At 64.1% G+C, this 20,940-nt stretch carries 16 protein-coding genes and 2 pseudogenes; 10 read left to right on the forward strand and 8 right to left on the reverse strand.

Annotation, left to right across the window (positions count from 1 at the left end; all coding sequences use genetic code 11):
- Nucleotides 1–8: 8 nt before the first annotated feature.
- Together D7S89_RS13375 and D7S89_RS13380 are read right to left on the reverse strand one after the other, a co-directional pair.
- A complete protein-coding gene (locus D7S89_RS13375; protein WP_121278157.1) occupies nucleotides 9–1,433 on the reverse strand; it encodes a UDP-glucose dehydrogenase family protein in 1,425 nt (474 codons plus the stop codon).
- A 76-nt stretch (nucleotides 1,434–1,509) separates the two neighbouring features.
- A complete protein-coding gene (locus tag D7S89_RS13380; RefSeq protein ID WP_121278158.1) occupies nucleotides 1,510–2,907 on the reverse strand; it encodes an undecaprenyl-phosphate glucose phosphotransferase in 1,398 nt (465 codons plus the stop codon).
- Between the two features lie 284 nt (nucleotides 2,908–3,191).
- Between D7S89_RS13380 and D7S89_RS13385 the strand changes: the two genes are divergently transcribed.
- On the forward strand, nucleotides 3,192–4,742 hold the full coding sequence (locus D7S89_RS13385; protein ID WP_245982880.1) for a mannose-1-phosphate guanylyltransferase/mannose-6-phosphate isomerase: 1,551 nt from the start codon (nucleotides 3,192–3,194) through the stop codon (nucleotides 4,740–4,742).
- A gap of 71 nt (nucleotides 4,743–4,813) precedes the next feature.
- Here D7S89_RS13385 and D7S89_RS13390 read toward each other — a convergent pair whose 3' ends face one another.
- From D7S89_RS13390 to D7S89_RS13405, 4 genes are all read right to left on the reverse strand, one after another.
- Nucleotides 4,814–5,809 (reverse strand): transposase, encoded by a 996-nt coding sequence (locus tag D7S89_RS13390; RefSeq protein ID WP_121278332.1) that lies wholly within the window; start codon nucleotides 5,807–5,809, stop codon nucleotides 4,814–4,816.
- Between the two features lie 458 nt (nucleotides 5,810–6,267).
- Nucleotides 6,268–6,849 (reverse strand): DUF3501 family protein, encoded by a 582-nt coding sequence (locus D7S89_RS13395; RefSeq protein ID WP_121278160.1) that lies wholly within the window; start codon nucleotides 6,847–6,849, stop codon nucleotides 6,268–6,270.
- Between the two features lie 39 nt (nucleotides 6,850–6,888).
- Entirely contained in the window at nucleotides 6,889–8,226 is a 1,338-nt protein-coding gene (locus D7S89_RS13400; RefSeq protein WP_121278333.1) for a heterodisulfide reductase-related iron-sulfur binding cluster, read from the reverse strand.
- A gap of 131 nt (nucleotides 8,227–8,357) precedes the next feature.
- On the reverse strand, nucleotides 8,358–8,780 hold the full coding sequence (locus tag D7S89_RS13405; protein ID WP_121278161.1) for a rubrerythrin family protein: 423 nt from the start codon (nucleotides 8,778–8,780) through the stop codon (nucleotides 8,358–8,360).
- Between the two features lie 509 nt (nucleotides 8,781–9,289).
- On the opposite strand from D7S89_RS13405, the gene D7S89_RS13410 reads away from it, so the two are divergent.
- From D7S89_RS13410 to D7S89_RS13440, 8 genes and pseudogenes are all read left to right on the forward strand, one after another.
- Entirely contained in the window at nucleotides 9,290–10,468 is a 1,179-nt protein-coding gene (locus D7S89_RS13410; protein WP_121278162.1) for an acyl-CoA dehydrogenase family protein, read from the forward strand.
- 122 nt (nucleotides 10,469–10,590) lie between these two features.
- The gene (locus D7S89_RS13415; RefSeq protein ID WP_121278163.1) at nucleotides 10,591–10,998 is read left to right on the forward strand and encodes a thioesterase family protein; all 408 of its coding nucleotides are present in this window, start codon (nucleotides 10,591–10,593) and stop codon (nucleotides 10,996–10,998) included.
- Nucleotides 10,999–11,055: 57 nt separating this feature from the next.
- Nucleotides 11,056–12,000: pseudogene (locus D7S89_RS27820) on the forward strand (NAD(P)H-dependent flavin oxidoreductase); the annotation flags it as partial.
- Between the two features lie 96 nt (nucleotides 12,001–12,096).
- A pseudogene (gene pheA, locus D7S89_RS27825) lies at nucleotides 12,097–12,945 on the forward strand (prephenate dehydratase); the annotation flags it as partial.
- A complete protein-coding gene (locus tag D7S89_RS13425; protein WP_121278165.1) occupies nucleotides 12,939–13,649 on the forward strand; it encodes a hypothetical protein in 711 nt (236 codons plus the stop codon). The pseudogene pheA and the gene D7S89_RS13425, both read left to right, overlap by 7 nt.
- A 142-nt stretch (nucleotides 13,650–13,791) precedes the next feature.
- Complete coding sequence (locus D7S89_RS13430; RefSeq protein WP_121278166.1) at nucleotides 13,792–15,243, forward strand: efflux transporter outer membrane subunit; 1,452 nt, start codon at nucleotides 13,792–13,794, stop codon at nucleotides 15,241–15,243.
- Nucleotides 15,240–16,496, forward strand: coding sequence for an HlyD/EmrA/EmrK family protein (locus D7S89_RS13435; protein WP_121278167.1), 1,257 nt, complete (start codon nucleotides 15,240–15,242; stop codon nucleotides 16,494–16,496). Before D7S89_RS13430 ends, D7S89_RS13435 begins: the two co-directional genes overlap by 4 nt.
- Nucleotides 16,493–18,043, forward strand: coding sequence for a DHA2 family efflux MFS transporter permease subunit (locus tag D7S89_RS13440; RefSeq protein ID WP_121278168.1), 1,551 nt, complete (start codon nucleotides 16,493–16,495; stop codon nucleotides 18,041–18,043). Before D7S89_RS13435 ends, D7S89_RS13440 begins: the two co-directional genes overlap by 4 nt.
- A 45-nt stretch (nucleotides 18,044–18,088) precedes the next feature.
- Here the strand turns inward: D7S89_RS13440 and D7S89_RS13445 are convergent, their stop codons facing one another.
- Complete coding sequence (locus D7S89_RS13445) at nucleotides 18,089–18,826, reverse strand: hypothetical protein (RefSeq protein ID WP_121278169.1); 738 nt, start codon at nucleotides 18,824–18,826, stop codon at nucleotides 18,089–18,091.
- Between the two features lie 148 nt (nucleotides 18,827–18,974).
- Nucleotides 18,975–20,102: a Fic family protein gene (locus D7S89_RS13450; protein WP_121278334.1), complete on the reverse strand. Its 1,128-nt coding sequence runs from the start codon at nucleotides 20,100–20,102 to the stop codon at nucleotides 18,975–18,977.
- 122 nt (nucleotides 20,103–20,224) lie between these two features.
- Here D7S89_RS13450 and D7S89_RS13455 point away from each other — a divergent pair, with 122 nt between their 5' ends.
- Complete coding sequence (locus D7S89_RS13455; RefSeq protein WP_121278170.1) at nucleotides 20,225–20,932, forward strand: NADPH-dependent F420 reductase; 708 nt, start codon at nucleotides 20,225–20,227, stop codon at nucleotides 20,930–20,932.
- Nucleotides 20,933–20,940 lie beyond the last annotated feature (8 nt).

Consider the following 20,940-nt stretch of genomic DNA (forward strand, 5'->3'; position numbering starts at 1 on the left):
GCGTGAAGTCATACGGAGAAGGCGGCAATCGAATCACCGGGCCGCGTCGAACGTTCGACACCGGGCGTGCCGAACGAGGGCCGCCCGATCGAGTGGTATTCGATACCCGTTTCGGCCATCGCGAGCGGGTCGTACAGGTTGCGCCCATCGAAGATCACAGGCCGCTTGAGCAGATGCCTGAGGCTGCGCAGATCGGGGCTCTTGAACGCCTTCCACTCGGTCATGACGACGAGCGCGTCCACACCTTGGGCAGCTTCCATCTGATCGTTCACGAGCGTGAGCCGGCTCAGCGCATCGTCGTCGCCGCGCAGATCGAACTCGAACGCGCGCTTCGCTTCGCCGAGTGCAACGGGATCGAACGCCACGACGTGCGCGCCGCGCGCCAGCAGCGCCGCAATCAGCACACGGCTCGGCGCCTCGCGCATGTCGTCGGTTTCGGGCTTGAACGCGAGCCCCCACACGCCGAACGTGAGTCCGTCGAGGTCTTCGCCGAAACGCGCGACGATCTTGCGTTCGAGCACGCGCTTTTGCGTGGCGTTGACGGCCGACACGGCCTCGAGGATGCGCAGCGCCTGGCCGCTTTCCTGTGCGGTGCGCTTGAGCGCTTCGACGTCCTTCGGAAAGCACGAGCCGCCGTAGCCACAACCCGCATAGAGAAAGTGATAGCCGATACGCGGATCGGAGCCGATGCCGCGGCGCACCGCATCGATGTCGGCGCCGACGCGCTCGGCCAGATTCGCGAGCTCGTTCATGAACGAGATGCGCGTCGCGAGCATCGCGTTCGCGGCGTACTTCGTGAACTCGGCCGAGCGAACGTCCATGTGCAGCGTGCGCTCGCGGTTGCGATTGAACGGCGCGTACAGGCGCTTCATCGTCTCGAGCGCGCGCTCGCCCGGCACGTCGTCGTCGCAACCCAACACGATCCGCTCGGGACGCGTGAAATCCTCGATCGCGGCGCCTTCCTTGAGAAACTCGGGATTCGAGACCACCGAGAAAAGCGGCTCCATGGCGCGCAGCGCCAATTGCTCGGCGATCGTGTCCCCTACGCGCCGAGCGGTGCCCACGGGCACCGTCGATTTGTCGACGACAACGGTAAAACCCTCCATGTAGCGTCCGATCTCGCGCGCGGCGGAGAGCACGTACTGAAGATCGGCCGAGCCGTCCTCGTCGCTCGGCGTCCCGACGGCAATGAAGATCACGTCGCCATGCGCAATGGCCGTGCGCGCATCGGTCGTGAACGACAGACGGCCCGCCGTCCGGTTGCGCGCGATGATCTCGCGCAAGCCCGGCTCGTGAATCGGCACACCGCCTCCTTCGAGCACCGCAATCCGCGATGCGTCGACATCGAAGCAGCAGACATCGTTGCCGATGTCCGAAAGGCAAGCACCGGTCACAAGGCCGACGTAGCCGCAGCCGATGATGGTCACGTTCATAATTCGATGGCCCCAGGAAAAACGACAAAAGCGTGGCGTGCGACGTAGCCGCGAAGCCTGTACGCACTCGTGTCGGTCAATAGGCGTTGCTACCTGAGAATCCCTTCCACATCGTCAGGACAACGATCTTGATGTCGAACCAGAACGTCCAGTTCTGGATGTAGTACAGGTCGAGCTTGACGCGGCCGCTCATCTTTTCGATGCGGTCGGTCTCGCCGCGAAAGCCGTGAATCTGGGCCCAGCCGGTGATGCCGGGCTTGATGCGATAGCGGGACATGTACCCTTTCACGAGGTCCTTGTAGAGATCGTCGTGCTCGAGTGCATGCGGGCGCGGTCCGACAACCGACATCTCGCCCTTGAGCACGTTGATGAACTGCGGCAGCTCATCGAGACTCGTTCTGCGCAGGAAACGGCCCACGCGCGTGACGCGCGTATCGTGACGCGTCGCCTGCGTGACCTTGCCCGTCGTCTCCGCATGCACTTTCATCGTGCGGAACTTGTAGATCTTGAACGCGTTGCCGTCGATGCCAAGACGCGTCTGCCGGAAGAACACAGGCCCCGGCGAAGACAGCTTCACGGCCACCGAGATCATGGCCATCAGCGGTGCGAGCGCAACGAGGGCCGCGAGCGCGAACAGGCGATCGAACACGACCTTCGGCAATACGCGCACATCGGTGATCGGCGACGCCGCGAGCGTGATCGCCGGCACGCCGAGCAGATCGACCACTTCCTGATTGAACAGCGACAAGCTGCGCACGTCGGGGATGAAGCGAATGTTGACGAAATCGTTGCGAAATTGCGTGACGATCCGATGAATGGTCGGCTCGCACGATATCGGCAACGCCAGCCACAGCTCGCGAATCGCGCGACGCTGCACGAGCGAGACCAACGTGGCGAAATCGCGTTCGAGCCGCACGCCGGCGATGTCACGGCGAAGCGCATGGACTCGGTCCTGCTCGTGATCGTCGCCTTCCTCGAACACGCAAACCGGTGCGAACCCGGCGTCGGGCCGTGCCTTCATGCGCTCGATCAGAAACGCCGCATAAGCCGTGGTGCCGACGATCGCCACCTCCTTCTGATTGAAGCCACCGCGACGCAAATGCTTGAGCGCTGTATAGACCAACCCCTTGGTCGCCAACAGCAGCGCAACGGTCATGGCGGCCCACAACGCAAGCCAGCCGCGCGACAAGGCGTCGACCCGATGCACGCTGAAGCTCATCAGCACGCCCGCGCCCTCGACGACGAGCCACGCGAGCGCCGTGCGCCACAACAGATCGCCCACCGGCTTGCCGCGCCACGAGCCATAGATGCCGAACGCGGGAAACAGCGCGATCACGAGCATGCCGTCGAACGCGACGGCAATACTCTGCGTGTCGTTGAGCCATACCGGCCGGCCAACATACAGCGCGGCGGCGATGAGCGCACCGAAGCTCGCAAGCGCAACGTCGATCGTCCGTGAGAAAAGGCCCATCATCGCGATACCTCGATTTCAGCCGTTTATTCGTGGGCTCTCATCAAGCGCTATTAAAAAGCGCAGGGCAAGCGGACCAATATTCAAAATTATTGCGGCCGGGTTTTCCCCATTATTTTTTATTTTTTTGTCGCAATTGCAGCCGTGCTCGCATGCGCGTCGATGACATCGAACGGGTCGAGCCCCGCGCAGCTCCCATGAGCCAAACAGCACACAGGTATCCGTTTTATTGTCGATTTACTTCCTGACACACTCGAAGCCACCGATTCCTGCCCCAGGGGGCCTCGATGACTATGCCGATTTCCGCGCCAGATACCGATCTTTCGCTTGCACCGTCCTCATCCGCTGCCCTCGAGCCCACCGTTCGCGCAAGGCTCAAGATTCATCCGGTCGTGCTGGCCGGAGGATCGGGCACGCGCTTGTGGCCCATGTCGCGCGAACACTATCCGAAGCAATTGATCGAGCTGCTCGGCGACGAATCGCTGCTGCAATCGACCGCACATCGCCTCGCCGACCTCACGGCCGATTTCTCGCTCGCCGATGAAGTCGTCGTCATCTGCAACGAAGAACATCGCTTCACGACCGCCGAGCAACTGCGCGCGTGCGGTGCCACCGCTCGCATCATGCTCGAGCCGCTCGGGCGCGATACCGCGCCCGCGTTGACGAGCGCGGCGCTCGACGTGCTCGCGCGCGCCGGCGAGGGCAACGACGCGGTACTGGTCGTGATGCCGGCCGATCACGCGATAGCCGATGCGCGAGGCTTCCAGGCGGCGGTTGCTACGGCGGTGCGCTATGCGGAGCAAGGCATGATCGCCACGCTCGGCATCGTGCCGACGCACGCGGAGACGGGCTACGGCTATCTGCGCCTCGGGCCCCGTCTGGCCGATGCGACCGGCGGCATCGCCGCACGCCAGCTCGTACGCTTCGTCGAGAAACCGCATCTCGAGCTGGCGAGGCAGTATGTCGAATCAGGTGAATATTGGTGGAACAGCGGCATCTTCGTCATGCGCGCCTCCACGTGGCTGCGTGCACTACGCTGGCTCGAACCGGCCATGTACGACGCGTGCTCGAAGGCTTATGCACAAGGCCGCGTCGATGGCGAGTTCTTCCGCCTCGATCGCGATGCATTCGGGCAATCGCCGTCGAACTCGATCGACTATGCGGTGATGGAGCACTTGAGCGATGACGACGCGGTATGCGCAGGCGTCGTCGTACCGCTTGGCGCGGGATGGTCCGACGTCGGCTCATGGGATGCGATCTGGCAGATCATGCCCAAGGACGACCAGGGCAACGTCGCGCAAGGGCACGTGCTGCTCGAAGACGCGCACACGACGCTCGCGCATTCGGAGGGACGCCTCGTCGCATGCGTGGGCACGCGCGATCTCGTCGTCGTGGAAACCGCCGATGCCGTGCTGGTCGCCGACAAGTCTCACGTGCAGGACGTGAAGAAGGTCGTGAACCGCCTGAAGGCCCAGCGGGGGCCCGAAGCGGCGAACCATCGTAAGGTCCATCGTCCGTGGGGCTACTACGACTCGGTCGACAACGGCGAACGCTTCCAGGTCAAGCGCATCGTCGTGAAGCCTGGTGCGCGTCTGTCGCTACAGATGCACCATCACCGAGCCGAGCACTGGATCGTCGTGCGCGGCACCGCCCGCGTGACACGCGGGGAAGAAACGTTCCTTCTTTCGGAAAACGAATCGACGTACATCCCGCTCGGTGTAGTCCATCGGCTCGAAAACCCCGGCAAGCTGCCCCTCGAAATCATCGAAGTACAGTCCGGTTCGTATCTCGGCGAAGACGACATCGTCCGCTTCGACGATACCTACGGGCGGCAATAGAAACGAGTCGAACCTGGAAGACGGGAGGCGGCGCCGGCCGCCCCGCTCGACTCGTATCGCGTGACGCCTTGTCAGGCGTGATAGAGCAACTCGGGGGGTTTGGCGTCGCCGTGGCTGTCGGAGTGCAGCAGCCATTCATGCGCCGCTCGTGTCGTGATGACCGCCGAGTCGAGCGAGCGTGTCGTGGTCGAGGCAACCGTCATGGCCGTGATCGGCGCCGCTAGCGCGCGTTCCGCCACAGCGGGTGCAATCGGAATTTCGCCGACGGGCTCCGCCGCCTGCGCCTGGCTCGCCAACGCCGCAGCCGCTGCAGCCGCTGCGCTTTCGTGACGATCGATCCAATCCTGCGCCCACTCGAGCGCATGACGCTCCGCACTTTCATGATCGGCGAAGGACGGACCGATGAGGCCAGAACGTTCGATACGCCTGCCGTCCTTCAAGAGCTCGGCCGACGCACGATAGGTCAGCTGCGTGTGCTTTGCAACGGCCTGCGCCTGCGCCTGGATCGTATAGCCGCGATAATCTTGCGTCAGCTTGTCCGTCGACGTCGCGTTCAACAACGGAACATCGTGCGCTTGCTCTCGCATGCGCAGCGTCGTACCTGGCACTTGAAATGGCCGCGATGATGCAATCGGCACGTCGCTCGTGTGGCATGTGTTCGCGCATGCGCCGTTCGCGGCTTGCCACGATTCCGGATTGGTCCAGAACACGCCGCGCAGACGCGGCGACTCGGGCGCCGGCGCCGGCTTGGGCGCAGACTGCGCGACGGGCTGCGGTTGCGGCACATAAGCAAAGGCGCGGCCCGTCTCGGACAAGACCCTGACTATTTCGATCAACGTCCCATCGGCGAGCCACTCGTCGAACCGACGTCGGCACGTCGGGCCGGATGGATAACGCGCCGGTAACTTGGACCAGCGTTCGCCTGTCGTCAAAATCCATAGCACTGCGTTGGTCACGACGCGCGTCTCGGCTCGAGGCCGGCCGCGTCGATGCGGATGGACCGGCTCGTCCGCCGCAAGAGCGGCGATACGCGCCCACTCGTCGTCGTTCAGCTCTTCAAAGAACATATTTTTCTCCACACGGCCTGGCCTGGCCGCGACGCTCGACTGTTGCGAACGGGTCATCCGCAACAGCTGCCGGGTTGCACAAATGGCTTTGTTGTTCTCGTTACAGCGATCAAAACCGCACACAGGCAGTGCGGTTTTGCCCTCGGGTGACGCACAAAAGGCGGTCTCGCTCGTGCATGGGAAAAATGCTGCAGAAAGCATACCATCGCGTTCGGCACAGCAATATGCCGATACGTCGGTTGATGCCGCATATGTTAGGTCAACCTAACAGATTATGGGCAAGCATTCCATTGTGAAATTGTTAAATTTGTTTATATTAGAAAATTCCCACCAGCACGGGAATGCTTATCGCATGACTAGCTCGAAGCAAAACGATTTCGAGCGAGCCTTCGAATGCAATCCTCGTGCCCGGAAAATTCTATCGGGAATGCAGCCGTTTTCAATAACGCCGGGCGGCGTTATCGGAGGTCGTTGCGCAGCGAAGCGAGCACTTGCGGCGCGATATCCTGATCGGGAACCGGATAGTTCGGATGATCACAACCGATGGTGAGGCGCGCACCATCGCGCAACCGTTCTTTCATGCGCGGCGTGAATTCGAACCGCACGAAGTGCACGGCAGAAGTCTTCTCGTCGTTGTCGCGCTGGAGGTCTTCGTCAGCAATCGCATACACCGCCTGCTCGCCTTCGACACGCATGAACATGCGGTCTTCGATGCCGATGAGCCGTGCCAGTGCCGCCCGGCGTTCGACCTCGTTCACATATTCGATCTGCAGCGTCGCTTTCAAATTGTTGCCGTCAGGCACGAGCGGCACGTAGGCATCGAGCTCGGCATCTATGCCTGCCTCATCGAAGATTTTTTCGATGTGAAGCATTTCCTGAATTTGATAACGGATCGTCGTCTCGTCTTCGAACAGAACGGTCAAGTGATTACCGACATGGACCAACCGGTTTTTCTTGTGCTCGATTACTTCGTCGCGCATCGCCTTACGCACTTTCGCATAGCTTTCGAGCGTCAACAGCGAATCCCTCGTTATCGTCATGGCGAGTTATCCTTACCGATTTCAAGTGCGGTTCACGGCTCAAATACCGTAAGCCTTACGCAATAATGTAAGCGGATGAGCAAGCGGCGCCGGATTTAAACCGGCCTCTTCGATACCCTGCGCGATGTGGTGTCCTGCGAGTTGGCAATCCGAAGCAATATAAGCCGGCTCAGGTTCGGCCATCGCCTTGAAAACAGGCGTACCGATACGCATGGCCGTCGCGTGAAATTCTTTCTTGACGCCGAACGTGCCCGCATGTCCCGAACAACGTTCGACGACCTTGATCTCGGTGCCGGGCACCAGCGAAAGCGCGTCGAACGTCTTGCGACCGAGATTCTGCACGCGGCCGTGACACGGCACATGGTACGAGACCTTGCCCAGTTCGTGCTTGAAGTCGGTCTTGAGCAACCCATCGCGATGACGTGACACGAAATACTCGAATGGGTCCCAGAACGCTTCGCTGACCGCCTTCACGTCTTCGTCTTCGGGAAACATCAGCGGCAGCTCGTGCTTGTACATCAGCACGCAGCTGGGTACGGCCCCGATCAACGCATAGCCTTCGCGAGCATACCTGGCGAGCACGGGGATGTTCTTTTCCTTCTTTGCCGCCACCCCGTCGAGGTTGCCCTGCTCGAGCAATGGCATGCCGCAACAAGCCTCGCTTGCGACGAGCTCATAGGGAACCTCGTTGTGCGCGAGCAGAGCAAGGAGGTCATGACCGATGCCCGGTTCGTTGAAATTCACATAGCAGGTCGCGTAGATCGCCACTTTGCCCGGTGTCCGTTCGCCATCTCGCACGGGGGCAGCAGGCGAGGCTTTCGCTGCGCGGCGAAATTTGCGCGCGGCGAAGTCGGGCAGCCAAGCGTGGCGGTCGACGGCCAGCGTCGCTTCGAGCGCCGCGCGCGCGGGCTTCATGCGATTGACGGCGTTCACCGTTTGAGTGACGACGGGAATGCCGGCGAAATGCCCTAACGCGTCGGTGTTCGACAGCACCTTGTCGCGCAGCGGCACCTCGCCGCGTTTGTACCTGGCCGCCTTGGCGCGCAGCATCAAATGGGGAAAGTCGACATTCCACGGATGCGGCGGCACATAAGGGCACTTCGTCATGTAGCACAGGTCGCACAGATAGCATTGATCGACGACTTTCGGATAGGCCTGCGGATCGACGTCGTGTGCCTCGCCGCTCTCCGTCGCGTCGACGAGATCGAACAGCGTCGGAAACGCGCCGCACAACGACACGCAGCGCCGGCAGCCCGCGCAGATGTCGAACACGCGTCCCAACTCGCGATCGATCGATGCCTGATCGTAGAACTCCACCGAGCGCCAATCGAGCGGATGACGCGTCGGCGCTTCGAGACTCCCTTCCTTGTGCGGCATGAAGCAACACTCCTTCAGGGTGGCGGGCGCACCGGATGCGCTGGGCAAGGCAAATGCGCGCGACGTGCTCATGCACGCCGCGCGTCGAATGCAGCGCGTCGCCAGCGAGCTGGCGACCGCCCGGACCGCCGTTAGTCGGCCAGCACTTCGAGGGCCTTCGTATAGCGGTTCGCGTGGCTGCGCTCGGCCTTGGCGAGCGTCTCGAACCAGTTGGCGATTTCGTCGAAGCCTTCGTCGCGAGCAGTCTTCGCCATGCCGGGATACATATCCGTATATTCGTGCGTCTCGCCGGCGATGGCCGATTGCAGATTCAAGCGTGACGTACCGAACGGCAGACCCGTTGCGGGATCGCCCACGGCTTCCAGATATTCCAGATGACCGTGCGCGTGGCCCGTTTCGCCTTCCGCCGTCGAGCGGAACAGCGCAGCCAGATCGTTCTGACCTTCGACGTCGGCCTTCGCCGCGAAATACAGATAGCGGCGATTCGCTTGAGATTCACCAGCAAACGCGGACTTCAGGTTCTCTTCCGTTTTCGAGCCTTTCAACTGTGCCATCTGAACCTCCTTGTGGGGCGGCACGTGCGGCGGTCGATACCCGACGCACGGCCGAATCTTCTGCACTGTGGGAATGGAAACGACGCACATCGCGGCCCCCACGTCAGAAGGGGCCGTGTGCTTAAAATCTAGGAGGTCGGGAACGGGTTCCCCAATTGTCATTTTCTATGCCGACGATAGCAATCTCGGCACCGCGCGACACTACGTAGATGCGTCGTATTCGCATGGTGAATGCCTATCCAGGGCGGACCGCCAGCGCACCTTTCAATCCTGTTCTTACCGCAACGCTCGCCCCTCCTGAATTCTTTTCCCGTTTCATATTGATTCGTCATCCGAATCAATTATCCGATCCGTGCCACGTGAAGATCGATGTGCTCTTCTCCGATGATCGCGGGGACCGACAGCGCGCGTGCAAAAGTGTCTGACATTCCTGCCAGTTTCGGTGCGCATCGACTGCCGCTACATTGCGCCCATATCGTCATTTCAAGCGCTTGCGCGCCCCACCTGACATGGACTTCGCCCTCACCGACCGTCAGCAGGAACTTGCCCGCCGGTATCGCGACATCGGCGCTCATCACGCGCGGCTGGATGCACGCGACGGGTTCGACTGGAACGCTTGGCACACCATCACCGACGCCGGTCTGTGGCAGCTAGCGGTGCCGACAGCGCTCGGCGGCGCGGGCGGCACGTGGGCGGACTTCACGGCAGCGTTCGAAGCGTTGGTCGGCACCCTGCGTTCGATCGGCTTCGCGATGGCCGTCGCCAACCAGGCTACGTTGATTCATGCGTTGCTGGCGCACGGCTCGCGCGGGCAGCAGGCAAACGTGCTGCCGCGGTTGTTGAATGGCGAACCCGGTGCGACGGCCATCTCCGAGCGCGGCACCGGCACGGAGATACGCGCGCTTCAAACGGCCCTGACGAACGACGAGCAGGATTTCCGGCTCAACGGCCACAAGTACAACGTCAGCCTCGCCCCTCATGCCGCGCTCGTGCTCGTCGCATCGCGCTACGACGACGGCCCGCGCAGCGCCACCGCGCTCGTGCTGCTCGACACCGCCCTGCGCGGCGTATCGCGCAGCGTGCCGCAGGCCACGCTCGGCGTGCACGACCTGCCGATCGGCGAACTCGAATTCGACGATGTGCCGATCGACGCCGGCAGCCTGCTGGGCACCCCGCGCGAGGGCCTCAAGACGCTCATGCATATCGCCTCGATGAACCGCGCTTACTTCGGTCTTCTATGCGCTGCGTCGATTCATCCGTTCCTGGCGGATGCGCTCGCCTACGCCGGCACCCGCTCGATTCTCGATGTCTCGATCGACACGCACCAGCACGTGCAGCGCCGTCTCGTCGACGTGCGCATACGCGCCGAACGCTCGCGCTGGATGGCGCTGGCTGCGCTCGGCCAATTGCTGGACGACCATCCAGCCGCCCTCGAGAACTGCTCGATCGCGAAACTCACGGCCGCGCAAGACCTGACGCAATCGGCCATCGACCTGCTCGCGCTGCACGGCAGCAACGGTTATCGCAGCGGCATGCTGTCGGCGTTCGCAGCCGACGCGCTCGCGATGATCTCGGCCGGCGGCACCGAGGAGATGCATCGCCGCAACATCTTCGCGCAGATGCAGCGCCGGCCCGACGCCGCCGCCAAAAGCGCGGCCCCGGTTAGACGCGAGGCCGCGCCGGCCTGAGCGCCGCGCGGCATTCGCCGCTTTTTTTCTCGTCGGATTCCATCGACCGTCGTCCCCACCCGACGTGCGCGCCGCGCCCGGCGCACGCGCACGTTCCGTTTGCTTTCGTCAAGGAGAACATCTTGCCCATCGTCCCCGGCCTCAAGGCACAAGCCTCATATCGCGTAGACACGCTCTCGCTCGCCGATCAATGGGGGGGTGAAGCGCACGCGCTCGCCAGCCCGATCATGATCATCTTCATCGAGCAGACCTGCATGAAGGCGACCGACCATCTGCTCGATCCGTCGTTGATGACGGTCGGCTACTACTTCGAGATCAAGCACCTTCAGCCCACGCCGCCCGAATGGGAAGTGACCGTCGATGCGGAACTGATCCGCTCCGACGGCCGCATGATGACCTACAAAGTCAGCGTGCGCGATGCAGCCGGCGTCGTCGGCGAGGGGCTGCACACGCGTTGCGCCGTCGAGCGCGACGGCTTCCACGAGCGCCTCGCGCAACGTCGCGCGAGCGCCGCCCTCGTCGAGCAGTAATCGCCGCGCGTACCGCCTCGACAACACACTACGCGAACTACGCGCAAGGAGACACTCATGCTGCCGCCCCTCCTCCAGTCGTTGCGCATTCCGGTCATCGCTTCGCCGATGCTGATCGCGAGCTATCCCGAGCTCGTGCTTGCCCAATGCAAGGCGGGCATCGTCGGTGCGTTTCCGGCGCTCAACGCGCGGCCCAGCGCGCAACTCGACGATTGGCTCGTGCAGATCGACGAGGCGCTCGCCGCCCATCGCATGGCCCATCCGGGCGAACCGATCGGGCCTTATGCCGTCAATCAGATCTGCCATCAATCGAACGGCCGGCTCGAAGCCGATATGCGGATCTGCCTCGACCGTCACGTGCCGCTATGGATCACGAGCCTGCGCGCGCCGCCTCGCGAAATCGTCGACGAGGTGCATCGCTATGGAGGCGTGATCATTCACGATGTCACCACCATCCGACACGCAGAGAAAGCACTCGAAGCCGGTGTCGACGGGCTCATTCTGGTCGCGGCGGGTGCCGGCGGCCATGCAGGGACGCTTTCGCCATTCGCGCTCGTGAGCGAGGTACGGCGCATGCACGCCGGCCTGCTCGTGCTGTCCGGCGCGATCGCGAACGGCGATGCGATCGCCGCAGCCCTCGCGCTGGGTGCCGATGCGGCCTACATCGGCACGCGCTTTCTTGCCTCGCACGAGGCGAACGTCGTCGAGGGCTACAAGCAGACCCTCGTCGACGCGCACGCCGCTGACATCATCTACACGGATGCCTTCACGGGCGTGCACGGCAACTACCTGCGGCAGAGTATCGAAGCAGCAGGCCTCGATCCGCGCAACCTGCCGCGCGCGGAAGGCGCCGCGATCGACTTCTCCGGCGACGGGGGCGTCAAGCAATGGCGCGACATCTGGGGTGCGGGGCAAGGCGTCGGCACGATCGATGCCGTCCTTGGCGCCGGCGAAATCGTCGCGCAGCTCGAGCGCGAATTCCATGCCGCGCGCGCGAGGTTGCTGCGTGTGGCCGCCCCGCTTGGCCACGACACGGCCGGCGCCGCGTTCAGGAGCACCAGCCTGCCTTTGCCGGGTCTCCCATCACCGGTCGCGTTCCTCGGCCCGAGCGGCAGCTACACCGAAGAGGCGATGCGTACGCGCGTTGCGCTGTCCGATGAAACGCTCGCCTGCGAGAGCATCGACGAAATCTTTGCAGCGCTCGCGGACGGGCGCGCGCGTGCCGCTATCGTACCGATCGAGAACTCGAGCGAAGGCGCCGTGGTGCGTACCGTCGACCGCTTGCTCGATACGCACACGTCGATCACGGGCGAGATCGTGATACCGGTCTCGCACTGTCTGCTGTCGATGCAACCCGACCTGACCTCGATCGACACCGTCATCGCGCATCCGCATGCACTCGCTCAGTGCCGGCAGTGGCTCGCCACGCATCTGCCGCATGCCCGGCTCGAAGAAGCGTCCAGCAATTCGGCCGCCGTGCGGAGCAGCGTCAACGCGCGCGGCAGTGCGGCCATCGCCGGCGAGCGTACCGCAGCCCAATACGGCCTGCGGATCGCAGCGCGCGCGATTCAGGACCGTCCCGACAATCACACGCGCTTTCTGGTCCTGGGCGGTGCGGCGCCGCGACCGACCGGACGCGATCGCACGAGCCTCGTCGTGCGCCTCGCGCATTCGGTCGGCTCGCTCGCTCGCGTGTTCGACGCGATTGCCCAGTGTGGTGTCTCGGTGCTGTGGCTCGAGCCGCGCCCGCTACGCGGCGAAAGCTGGGCCTACTGGTTCTTCGTCGACGTGGCCGGCCATCGCGACGAGCCGCCCGTGGCTGCGGCACTCGACGCACTTGGCGCGGTAGCCGAAGAAGTCTATGTGCTCGGCGCCTATCCGCGAGACGAAGGGGCGGCGTCGGCTTCGCTCATCCTCTCGCCCGAAACGGAGGACGTGCCATGCTGATGCGCAATCGCACTCAACGCCACGTGCAGGCGATCCGCCACCACGCTGACGACCGCCTGCTCGTCCTGATCGAAGTCGGTGCGCATGCGAGGTGCGCATCGGCCGCGCATGACGTCGCCGTGCGCATCGACGCGTGGCGCACCATCTACGAAGACGAACTCGAGGTGCTCGCCTTCGTCCGCGGCACGGCGGCGGACGATCCGGCGATCGAGCGCGCACGCAGCGCCGCGCAACGTCTGCATACGGTCGGCGTGCCGGTGGTGCTCGGCGTGCTGCCACCCGAGCCGGCCGGCACGCGGGCCGCACGTCGAGCTCGCTTCGAGCGATGGGGATGGTGCGACGGCGAGGAGCCGCGCTTGGCCGCCGGGTCGACGGCCCCCGTCGACGTCGTGCTCGTGCGCCTCGACACGATCGACGAGCCCGGTCAGGCAAGCTCGATCGATACCGTCGCCACACGTCTTGTCGTCGGCTGCTCGCCTTCCGGCGATGCGATCGATCAAACCGTGCTCGCCTCGCAGACGGCACAAGACATCGAATGCGGTGTCGCCCACGCGTGCGGCCTCCTGCTCGCACCGTCCGTCGACCATACCGACGAAGCATTCGATGACATCCACGCCCTTCTGTCCCTGCTCGCGAGCGCGGTCTACCGCCGGCGCATCACGTTCGCCACGCGTTGCTTCGCCCCGCTGCGCAGCGCGCTTTGATCCCGCCCAACCCGTGTCGCGCGCCGCTCGGCATGGGTTGCCGCACGGCGCCGACTGGCATTTCTGTCAGTTGTCGCCAGGCCATGCAAAAGCGTACGTTATATCTAACGATATATCTTACGACTCAACTTAGCGATTCCTTATGGTGTCCGCTTCCTTCTTCCCACACGTTCCGCGCGTCTGGGCCTGCGCGCTCAGCGCCGCTATCCTTGGCGGCTGCGCGGGCTTCGGCCAAGTGCCCCCGACCAGCGCGGTCAAGCCGGTCGAGACTTACGACGTCGGCGACCGCATTCGCGATGTACAGGGTGGCCCCGACCTGGCCCCACAGTGGTGGCGCGATTTTCATGATGCGGCGCTCGATCGCCTGGTCGACGATGCACGGGCGAGCGCACCGACGCTGACGGTCGTGCGCGAACGCGTCAACGAAGCGCTGGCGCGCACCGACGTCGAACGCGCGGCTGGCCGGCCGCAAATCGACGGCTCGTTGTCCGTCACCCCCACGCGCTTTCCCGGCAGCTACAAGATTCCGCCGCCGGCGGCAGGGCACTGGCAAACCGATACGCAGGTGCTCGCCGGGCTCTCGTTCGATCTCGACCTCGCCGGACGCATCGACGCCACCGTGCGTGCAGCGAGCCGTCGTGCCGACGAACAGGCAGCGCTCGAACGCGGCGCCTCGCTCGCTTTGGAAACGGCACTCGTCGCCACTTATCTGGAACTCGCGCGCGACTGGCAGTTGCGGCAGATCGCCGAAGATACGCTCGCGCAGCATCGCGCGTTACTTCGACTGACCGACCAGCGCGTGGCAGCCGGGCTCGATATGCGCATGGCCTCGCTGCGCGCCGCCGAGCCGATTCCGCTGGCCGAGAGCGAACTCGCCGGCTACGACGCGGACATCGCGGTGCTGCGCGACCGCCTGGCCGTGCTCGCGGGACGCGGCCCCGGCTATACGGCGACGCTCGTCCCCGCGCCCGCTGTCCTCGACGTGCAAGCGCAGTTGCCGCGGGCGCTACCGGCCGACCTCATCGCACGCCGCCCCGACGTGGCTGCCGCCAAAGCCGACGTCGAGGCGAAGACGGCGCAGATCGACGTCGCGCGTGCCGCGTTCTACCCCGACATCGACCTGCTCGCGTTCGCGGGCTGGCAAAGCCTCGGGCTGCGTGCGCTGCTGAGCGGCAACAGCGCGTCGCTCGGCGTGGGCCCTGCGCTCACGCTGCCGATCTTCGAAGGAGGACGACTGCGCGCCAATCTTCGCGCGCAGGTGGCCGTCTACAACGAAGCGGTAGCGCAGTACGACGACACGGTCGTGCGTGCGCTCGCCCAGATCAGCGACACGCTCGCCACGATCGCGACCCAACGCAAACAGCGGGACTTCACGCACGAAGCGCTGACGCGTGCTCAAAGCAGCTACGACCTCGAGACGCGCCGCTACGAACACGGTGTCTCCGGCTATCTCGACGTGCTGCTCGCGCAAAACCGCTTGCATGAAGACCGTGCGGCCTACGCGCAAGCCCAGTCGGCCTTGCTGATCAGCCACGTTCAATTGATCGGCGCGCTCGGCGGCGCCGTCACCCAAAACGACAAGGACGTCCAATGAGTCAGCCCACCCCTTCCCAAGCCGCGCCGACGACCGATCAAGCACAGGCGTCGCACGCATCGTTCGCTGCGCGACGACGCCGCTATTTCCGTGCATTCGGCGTCGCGCTCGTGCTGATCGCCGCAGTCGTCACCGTCTGGTGGTGGCTCGAATCGCGCAACGTCGAGAGCACCGACGACGCCTACGTCGCCGGCGATGTCGTGCAGATCTCTCCGCGCGTGGCGGGCACCGCCGTGGCCGTGCTCGCGCAAAACACCGATTGGGTCGAATCGGGCACTCCGCTCGTCGAAATCGACAAGACCGACATGCGCGTGGCACTTGATGCGGCTGTCAATGCGCTCGCGCATTCGGTCCGCGACTATCGCTCGGCCAACGCCGACGCTTCGCGCGAGCTTGCGCAAATCCGGTTGCGCGAGTCGGACCTCGCACGTGCGCAAGACGACTTGCAGCGGCGCCTGGCCGTGGCGGCCGACGGCGGGGTCGCCAAAGAAGAGATTCGTCACGCCCACGATGCGGTCGCCGCCGCGCAAGCAGCGCTCGATGCGCAGCGCGCCGCCTATCGCGCGAGCCTCGCGCACGTCGACGGCACGACGATCGATTCGAGCCCGCTGGTCAAGGCCGCCGCCACCCAGGTCCGCAGTGCGGCACTTGCGTTGTCGCGCACCGACGTGCGCGCGCCGATCGCGGGCCGCGTCACGCGCCGACTCGTGCAAGTCGGCCAGCATGTTGCGCCGGGCACGCCTGTCATGGAGCTCGTGCCGCTCGATCGCGTGTGGGTCGATGCGAACTTCAAGGAGTCCCAACTGCGACGCATGCGCCCCGGGCAGCCCGTCGAGTTGCGCGCCGATCTGTACGGCGACGACGTCGTCTATCACGGCACCATCGAAGGCTTCGAGGCCGGCACGGGTGCCGCGTTCGCCGCCCTCCCCGCGCAGAACGCCACGGGCAACTGGATCAAGGTCGTGCAGCGCGTGCCCGTGCGCATCGCGCTCGATGCGCGCGAGCTGCGCGCTCATCCGCTGCTGATCGGCCTGTCGATGACGGCGACGGTGCGGATGACGGGCGTTGCGCGACCCGGCGAGGTGATGGCGACGACGATGGCGATGCCCCCCCTCTCCGAGCACACCGCTCGCACGCCCGATACGACGACCGTCTACGACGACGAGGCGCATGTCGGCGACGCGCTCGTCGCCCGCACGATCCGCGCTAATAGCGGCATCGGTATCGGTATCGACGAGAAAGCTGCACCATGAAAGCCCTATCGTTTCTGCGCCGTGGCCCTACGTCGCCACTCGAACCGCTGCACGGTGCGGCGCTGATCCCGATCGCCATGGCGATCAGCATCGCGAACTTCATGCAGACGCTCGACCTCACGATCGCCAACGTCGCCGTGCCGACGATCTCGGGCGACCTCGGCGTATCGCCCGACATGGGCACGTGGATGCTCACGTGTTTCGCCACACCGCTCGCGATCACGCTGCCGCTGACGGGCTGGCTCGCGCAGCGTTTCGGACAGGTACGGCTCTTTTGCGTGTCGTTGGCGCTGTTCATCCTGACGTCCGCGCTGTGCGGTGTCGCGCCGAACTTCGAGACGCTGCTCTTGTTTCGCGCGCTGCAAGGCGCGGTGTCGGGGCCGTTGACGGCGTTGTCGCAAGCGTTGCTCATCGCCGTGTTTCCGGCCGCCCGCCGCAATGTCGCGCTCGCGGTCTGGCAGACGACGACATTCGTCGCGCCGGTGCTGGGGCCGATCGCGGGCGGCTGGATCACCGACAACATCTCGTGGCCGTGGATCTTCTACATCAACGTGCCGACCGGCATCGCCGTGCTGCTGATCCTGACACGCGGCCTGGCCGGACGCGACAACCCGACGCGCAGGCTGCCCGTCGACGCCGTCGGCCTCGTGCTGCTCGCCCTGACCTTCGGCTCGCTGCAATTGATCTTCGACCGCGGGCAGACACTGGACTGGTTCAGTGCCACGCCCATCCGTGTGCTGGCCGTGATTTGCGCAATCAGCTTCATCGCGCTCGTGATGTGGGAGTTGACCGACGAACATCCGATCGTCGATTTGCGGCTCTTTGCCGATCGCAACTTTCTCGCGGGCACCGTCGCCGTGACGGTCGGCTTCGGCGCGTATTACGGGGCACTCGTGCTCGTGCCGCTGTGGCTGCAGACGGAGCAGGGATACACCGCGACGTGGGCCGGCATCGCCACGGCGCCACTGGGCATCGCCGGCATTCTCATCGCGCCGGTGATCGGCCGTATTCAGCATCGCGTCGATCCACGCTGGTTCGCGACGGCCGCGCTGGTCGGCTGGGGCGCGGCATCGTTCTGGCGGACAGGCTTCAATACCGAGGTGACGATCGACGAAATTGGCTGGAATTCACTGCTGATGGGCGCGGCAACCGCCCTCTTCGTCACGCCGCTGGTATCGCTGTCGATCGCGGCGCTGCCGCGCGAACGTTTGCCCGCGGCATCGGGTCTGCAAAATGCGCTGCGCCGCATCGGTACGAGCACGGCGACCGCGCTGGCGCCGACGTATTTCGAACGCCGCTCGCGTGTGCACAGCACCTATCTGATCGAGCGCATCACGCCATTCAATCGTTCGTTCTCCGAATGGTTCGACACGTTGCGGCATGCGGGGATGAGCACGGATGGCGCGCTGGCCTCGATCGCGCGAGCGGTCGACGTTCAGGCGCACATGCTCGCGCTCAACGACTTCTCGGCGGGATGCACGGTGCTGTTCGCGGCGACGCTGGCGGTGGTCTGGGCGACACGGTATCGGCGGGCGGAGAGAGGGTGAGGGGTGTGCCTACGACACGTCGCAGGCACAGAGTGCCGCAAGGCCTCAGCCTCTATTGTTTCTTTGTGCCTCAAGCCTGGCTCGCAAGCGCGCCGGCATCGGTCTGCTGGGCGCCTCGTTGGCGACCTGAAGCAAAGCCTCTCCCTGATCCTGACGGCGGTGAGCACGATATTGCTCATTGGTCATTCTGTGCGGCAGATCGTCATGCACGGCGAAATGCGAATTTCGCTCGTTTAGGCCCAGCTCCGTTCTTGCGGCGTTTTCGGAAGGCGCCGGGTCAGCTGGGTGCGTGGCAGACGGGTCTGTGCCCGTAATCGTGTACTCTTCCTCGGCGTTGCTCCAGCCGGGATGGGTGCCATCGGCCTGCTTGCGGCGCGCGTATTCGGCAGGCGCCTCCATATGATGCAACTTATGCAGCGCCTCGTGAGTGAACGTGGCGTGATGCTCCGCCTCCGACGGGAAGCTGCTCTTGTCGCGCAAATTGATCACGCCTTCGAACTCATTTTCGCCGCCCTGATAGACAGGAGGCTGCGACGGGTCATTGCTCAGCCGTGAGTTGACGATGCGCGGATCCTGGAGCAATCCCCGTCCGACCGCGTTGCTCTCCAGAGCCGTTTTGAACCGCGCTTGGCGCATCTTGTAGGCCTCGTTCCGTACGAGCCCTGCTAAGCCCGGCGAAACGGCGAGCCTCCTGCTCTGAACGCTAGGTTGATTGCTTGAGGCGTGCTCCGACGGCGCGTCGGTAGCCTCGGCGGAACCGGTCGCCGAAACGTTGTTCATCATGGTGAATTCTCACGACATACACGGAACGGCCATTACAAATATTTCCTTGAGGCTCGATCCTGCGCCATCAGAAGTTGAGACCTGAAATACGAAGCCGCTGGTGATGGCGTGGACGATGCGGTATCGGCGAGCGGGGAAGGGTCGAGGGTCAGGCTTGAGACGAATCGTTGAGCTCGTAACTGGTGCTGCGCCCGCCGGCTGCGGACTTGCGCAGCACATCATGGGCGATCAGCTCGCTGATGTCGCGCAGCGCCGTATCCGCCGAACATTTGGCAATCGCTGCCCACTTGCTGCTGGTCAGCTTCCCGTCGAAACCGTCGAGCAGGCGATTCACCAATTTCACTTGCCGCGCGTTCATCGGTGTATGGGCGAACCGCCGCCAAAAACGCGCCTTCGTCAGCACTGCATCGAGCGAACGTTGCGCCTGATCGACGGCGCCATGGAGCGTCGTCAGAAACCAGCTAAGCCAGGGCGTCACGTCCAGCGTCGACTTTTGGGTTCGCTCGAGGATGTCGTAATACGCCTTGCGCTCGCGCTGGATCTGAGCCGAAAGGCTGTAGAAGCGTTGTGACGCGCCATCTGCGCGCGCCAGCAGCAAGTCGCCGATCGCACGGGCAATGCGTCCATTGCCATCGTCGAACGGATGCAGCGTGACGAACCATAAATGACCGAGGGCAGCTTTGATGAGGGGTGGCTCGGGCGTCTCTGCATCGAGCCAGTCGAGCAGGCGCGCCATCTCGGCTTCGAGGCGGTCAGCTGGCGGCGCTTCGAAATGCACGCGTTGGCGACCGATTGGCCCCGAAACTACTTGCATCGGCCCACGAGCGTCATCCCGCCACGCGGCAACCGTAATTCTGGACATACCCGAGTAACCGGTGGGGAACAACGCCGCGTGCCAACCGAAGAGCCGCTCCTTCGATAGCGGGGCATGGTAGTTCTCCGCGGCATCCAGCACCATCTCGACCACACCGTCGACATGCCGATCAACGGGGGCGAGCGCACCGATGTCGACACCGAGGCGACGTGCAATGGATGAGCGCACGGACTCGACGTTCAGATGCTCGCCCTCGATCTCACTAGTCTTGACCACGTCTTCGGTCAAAGCAGCAAGACTGGCCTCGCTACGCAGCGTCATGCCGACATCGGCCAAGCGCCCGAGCAAGAGCCCCTGGGCGCGGCTGACCTCGGCCATCGGCGCAGCCAGTGCGGCCAAGTCGTAGCGCCAGTTCGGCCAATCATCGGCCTGCCAGATGTAGGTGTAATCTCCGCTTTCCATGCGGAGATTATGACCGCCATTCTCCGCATCGGCAACCAATCTCCGCATTTCTTGCGGAGATTAGCGCGACGATTCTCCGCGTAGCATCAGCCTCGAAAGCTCGCTCGCACCGCCCACGCGCCATGACGATTCGTGAGATATTCCGCATCGCCGATCACTGGCATTTCGCAATTTCAACAACAACGATAGAAACTGGAGATCCCCCAATGCGAATCGGAATCATCGGTGCAGGCAATATCGGAACGGCGCTGGTCAAGCGCCTGGCCCCTCACGGACATGAGTTGATGTTGAGCTTCCACCGCGATCGCGCGGCGCTATCGGAATTGGCGTCTTCGCTAGGCGTGGCGTCCGGTACGCCGGCCGAAGCCGTGGAGTTTGCCGAGGTGGTGGTGCTCGCGGTGCCTTGGGGCGTGGTCCCCGATGCCCTGAAGGAGGCGGGACGCTTCGACGGCAAGATCCTGTGGGATTGCACCAATGCGCTGAAATCGGACATGAGCGGCCTGGAAGTCGGAACGACGACGTCGGCCGGAGAACTAGTCGCGCAATGGGCCAGCGATGCCCGAGTCGTCAAAGGCGTGCCGCCTTTCGCGCAGTTGCTGCACTCCGACGATCCGACCATTGGCGGGCAACCCCCGAGCGTTTTCGTCGCGGGTGCGGACGCTCAAGCAAAGGCAGCGGTTGCCCAGCTCATGAGCGAACTGCCGGCCACGGTCACGGATGCGGGTCCGCTCGAAGCGTCGCGCTTCATCGAGCCTGCGATGATGCTGGTGGTGCATATGGCCTACAGGCAAGGGCATGGGCCTCGGATCGCGATGCAGTTGATGCGCTGATCCAGCTG

Source organism: Trinickia fusca, from assembly GCF_003628145.1.
In the GTDB taxonomy this organism is placed as follows: domain Bacteria; phylum Pseudomonadota; class Gammaproteobacteria; order Burkholderiales; family Burkholderiaceae; genus Trinickia; species Trinickia fusca.

What these genes read in the sequence shown, in the direction of transcription:
- D7S89_RS13380 (WP_121278158.1), bottom strand. Translation starts at nt 2,907, where the DNA reads ATGATGGGCCTTTTCTCACGGACGATCGACGTTGCGCTTGCGAGCTTC.
- D7S89_RS13440 (WP_121278168.1), top strand. Translation starts at nt 16,493, where the DNA reads ATGAAAGCCCTATCGTTTCTGCGCCGTGGCCCTACGTCGCCACTCGAA.
- D7S89_RS13375 (WP_121278157.1), bottom strand. Translation starts at nt 1,433, where the DNA reads ATGAACGTGACCATCATCGGCTGCGGCTACGTCGGCCTTGTGACCGGT.
- D7S89_RS13385 (WP_245982880.1), top strand. Translation starts at nt 3,192, where the DNA reads ATGACTATGCCGATTTCCGCGCCAGATACCGATCTTTCGCTTGCACCG.
- D7S89_RS13405 (WP_121278161.1), bottom strand. Translation starts at nt 8,780, where the DNA reads ATGGCACAGTTGAAAGGCTCGAAAACGGAAGAGAACCTGAAGTCCGCG.
- D7S89_RS13435 (WP_121278167.1), top strand. Translation starts at nt 15,240, where the DNA reads ATGAGTCAGCCCACCCCTTCCCAAGCCGCGCCGACGACCGATCAAGCA.
- D7S89_RS13450 (WP_121278334.1), bottom strand. Translation starts at nt 20,102, where the DNA reads ATGGAAAGCGGAGATTACACCTACATCTGGCAGGCCGATGATTGGCCG.
- D7S89_RS13410 (WP_121278162.1), top strand. Translation starts at nt 9,290, where the DNA reads ATGGACTTCGCCCTCACCGACCGTCAGCAGGAACTTGCCCGCCGGTAT.
- D7S89_RS13455 (WP_121278170.1), top strand. Translation starts at nt 20,225, where the DNA reads ATGACGATTCGTGAGATATTCCGCATCGCCGATCACTGGCATTTCGCA.
- D7S89_RS13430 (WP_121278166.1), top strand. Translation starts at nt 13,792, where the DNA reads ATGGTGTCCGCTTCCTTCTTCCCACACGTTCCGCGCGTCTGGGCCTGC.
- D7S89_RS13425 (WP_121278165.1), top strand. Translation starts at nt 12,939, where the DNA reads ATGCTGATGCGCAATCGCACTCAACGCCACGTGCAGGCGATCCGCCAC.
- D7S89_RS13445 (WP_121278169.1), bottom strand. Translation starts at nt 18,826, where the DNA reads ATGATGAACAACGTTTCGGCGACCGGTTCCGCCGAGGCTACCGACGCG.
- D7S89_RS13390 (WP_121278332.1), bottom strand. Translation starts at nt 5,809, where the DNA reads ATGTTCTTTGAAGAGCTGAACGACGACGAGTGGGCGCGTATCGCCGCT.
- D7S89_RS13400 (WP_121278333.1), bottom strand. Translation starts at nt 8,226, where the DNA reads ATGCCGCACAAGGAAGGGAGTCTCGAAGCGCCGACGCGTCATCCGCTC.
- D7S89_RS13395 (WP_121278160.1), bottom strand. Translation starts at nt 6,849, where the DNA reads ATGACGATAACGAGGGATTCGCTGTTGACGCTCGAAAGCTATGCGAAA.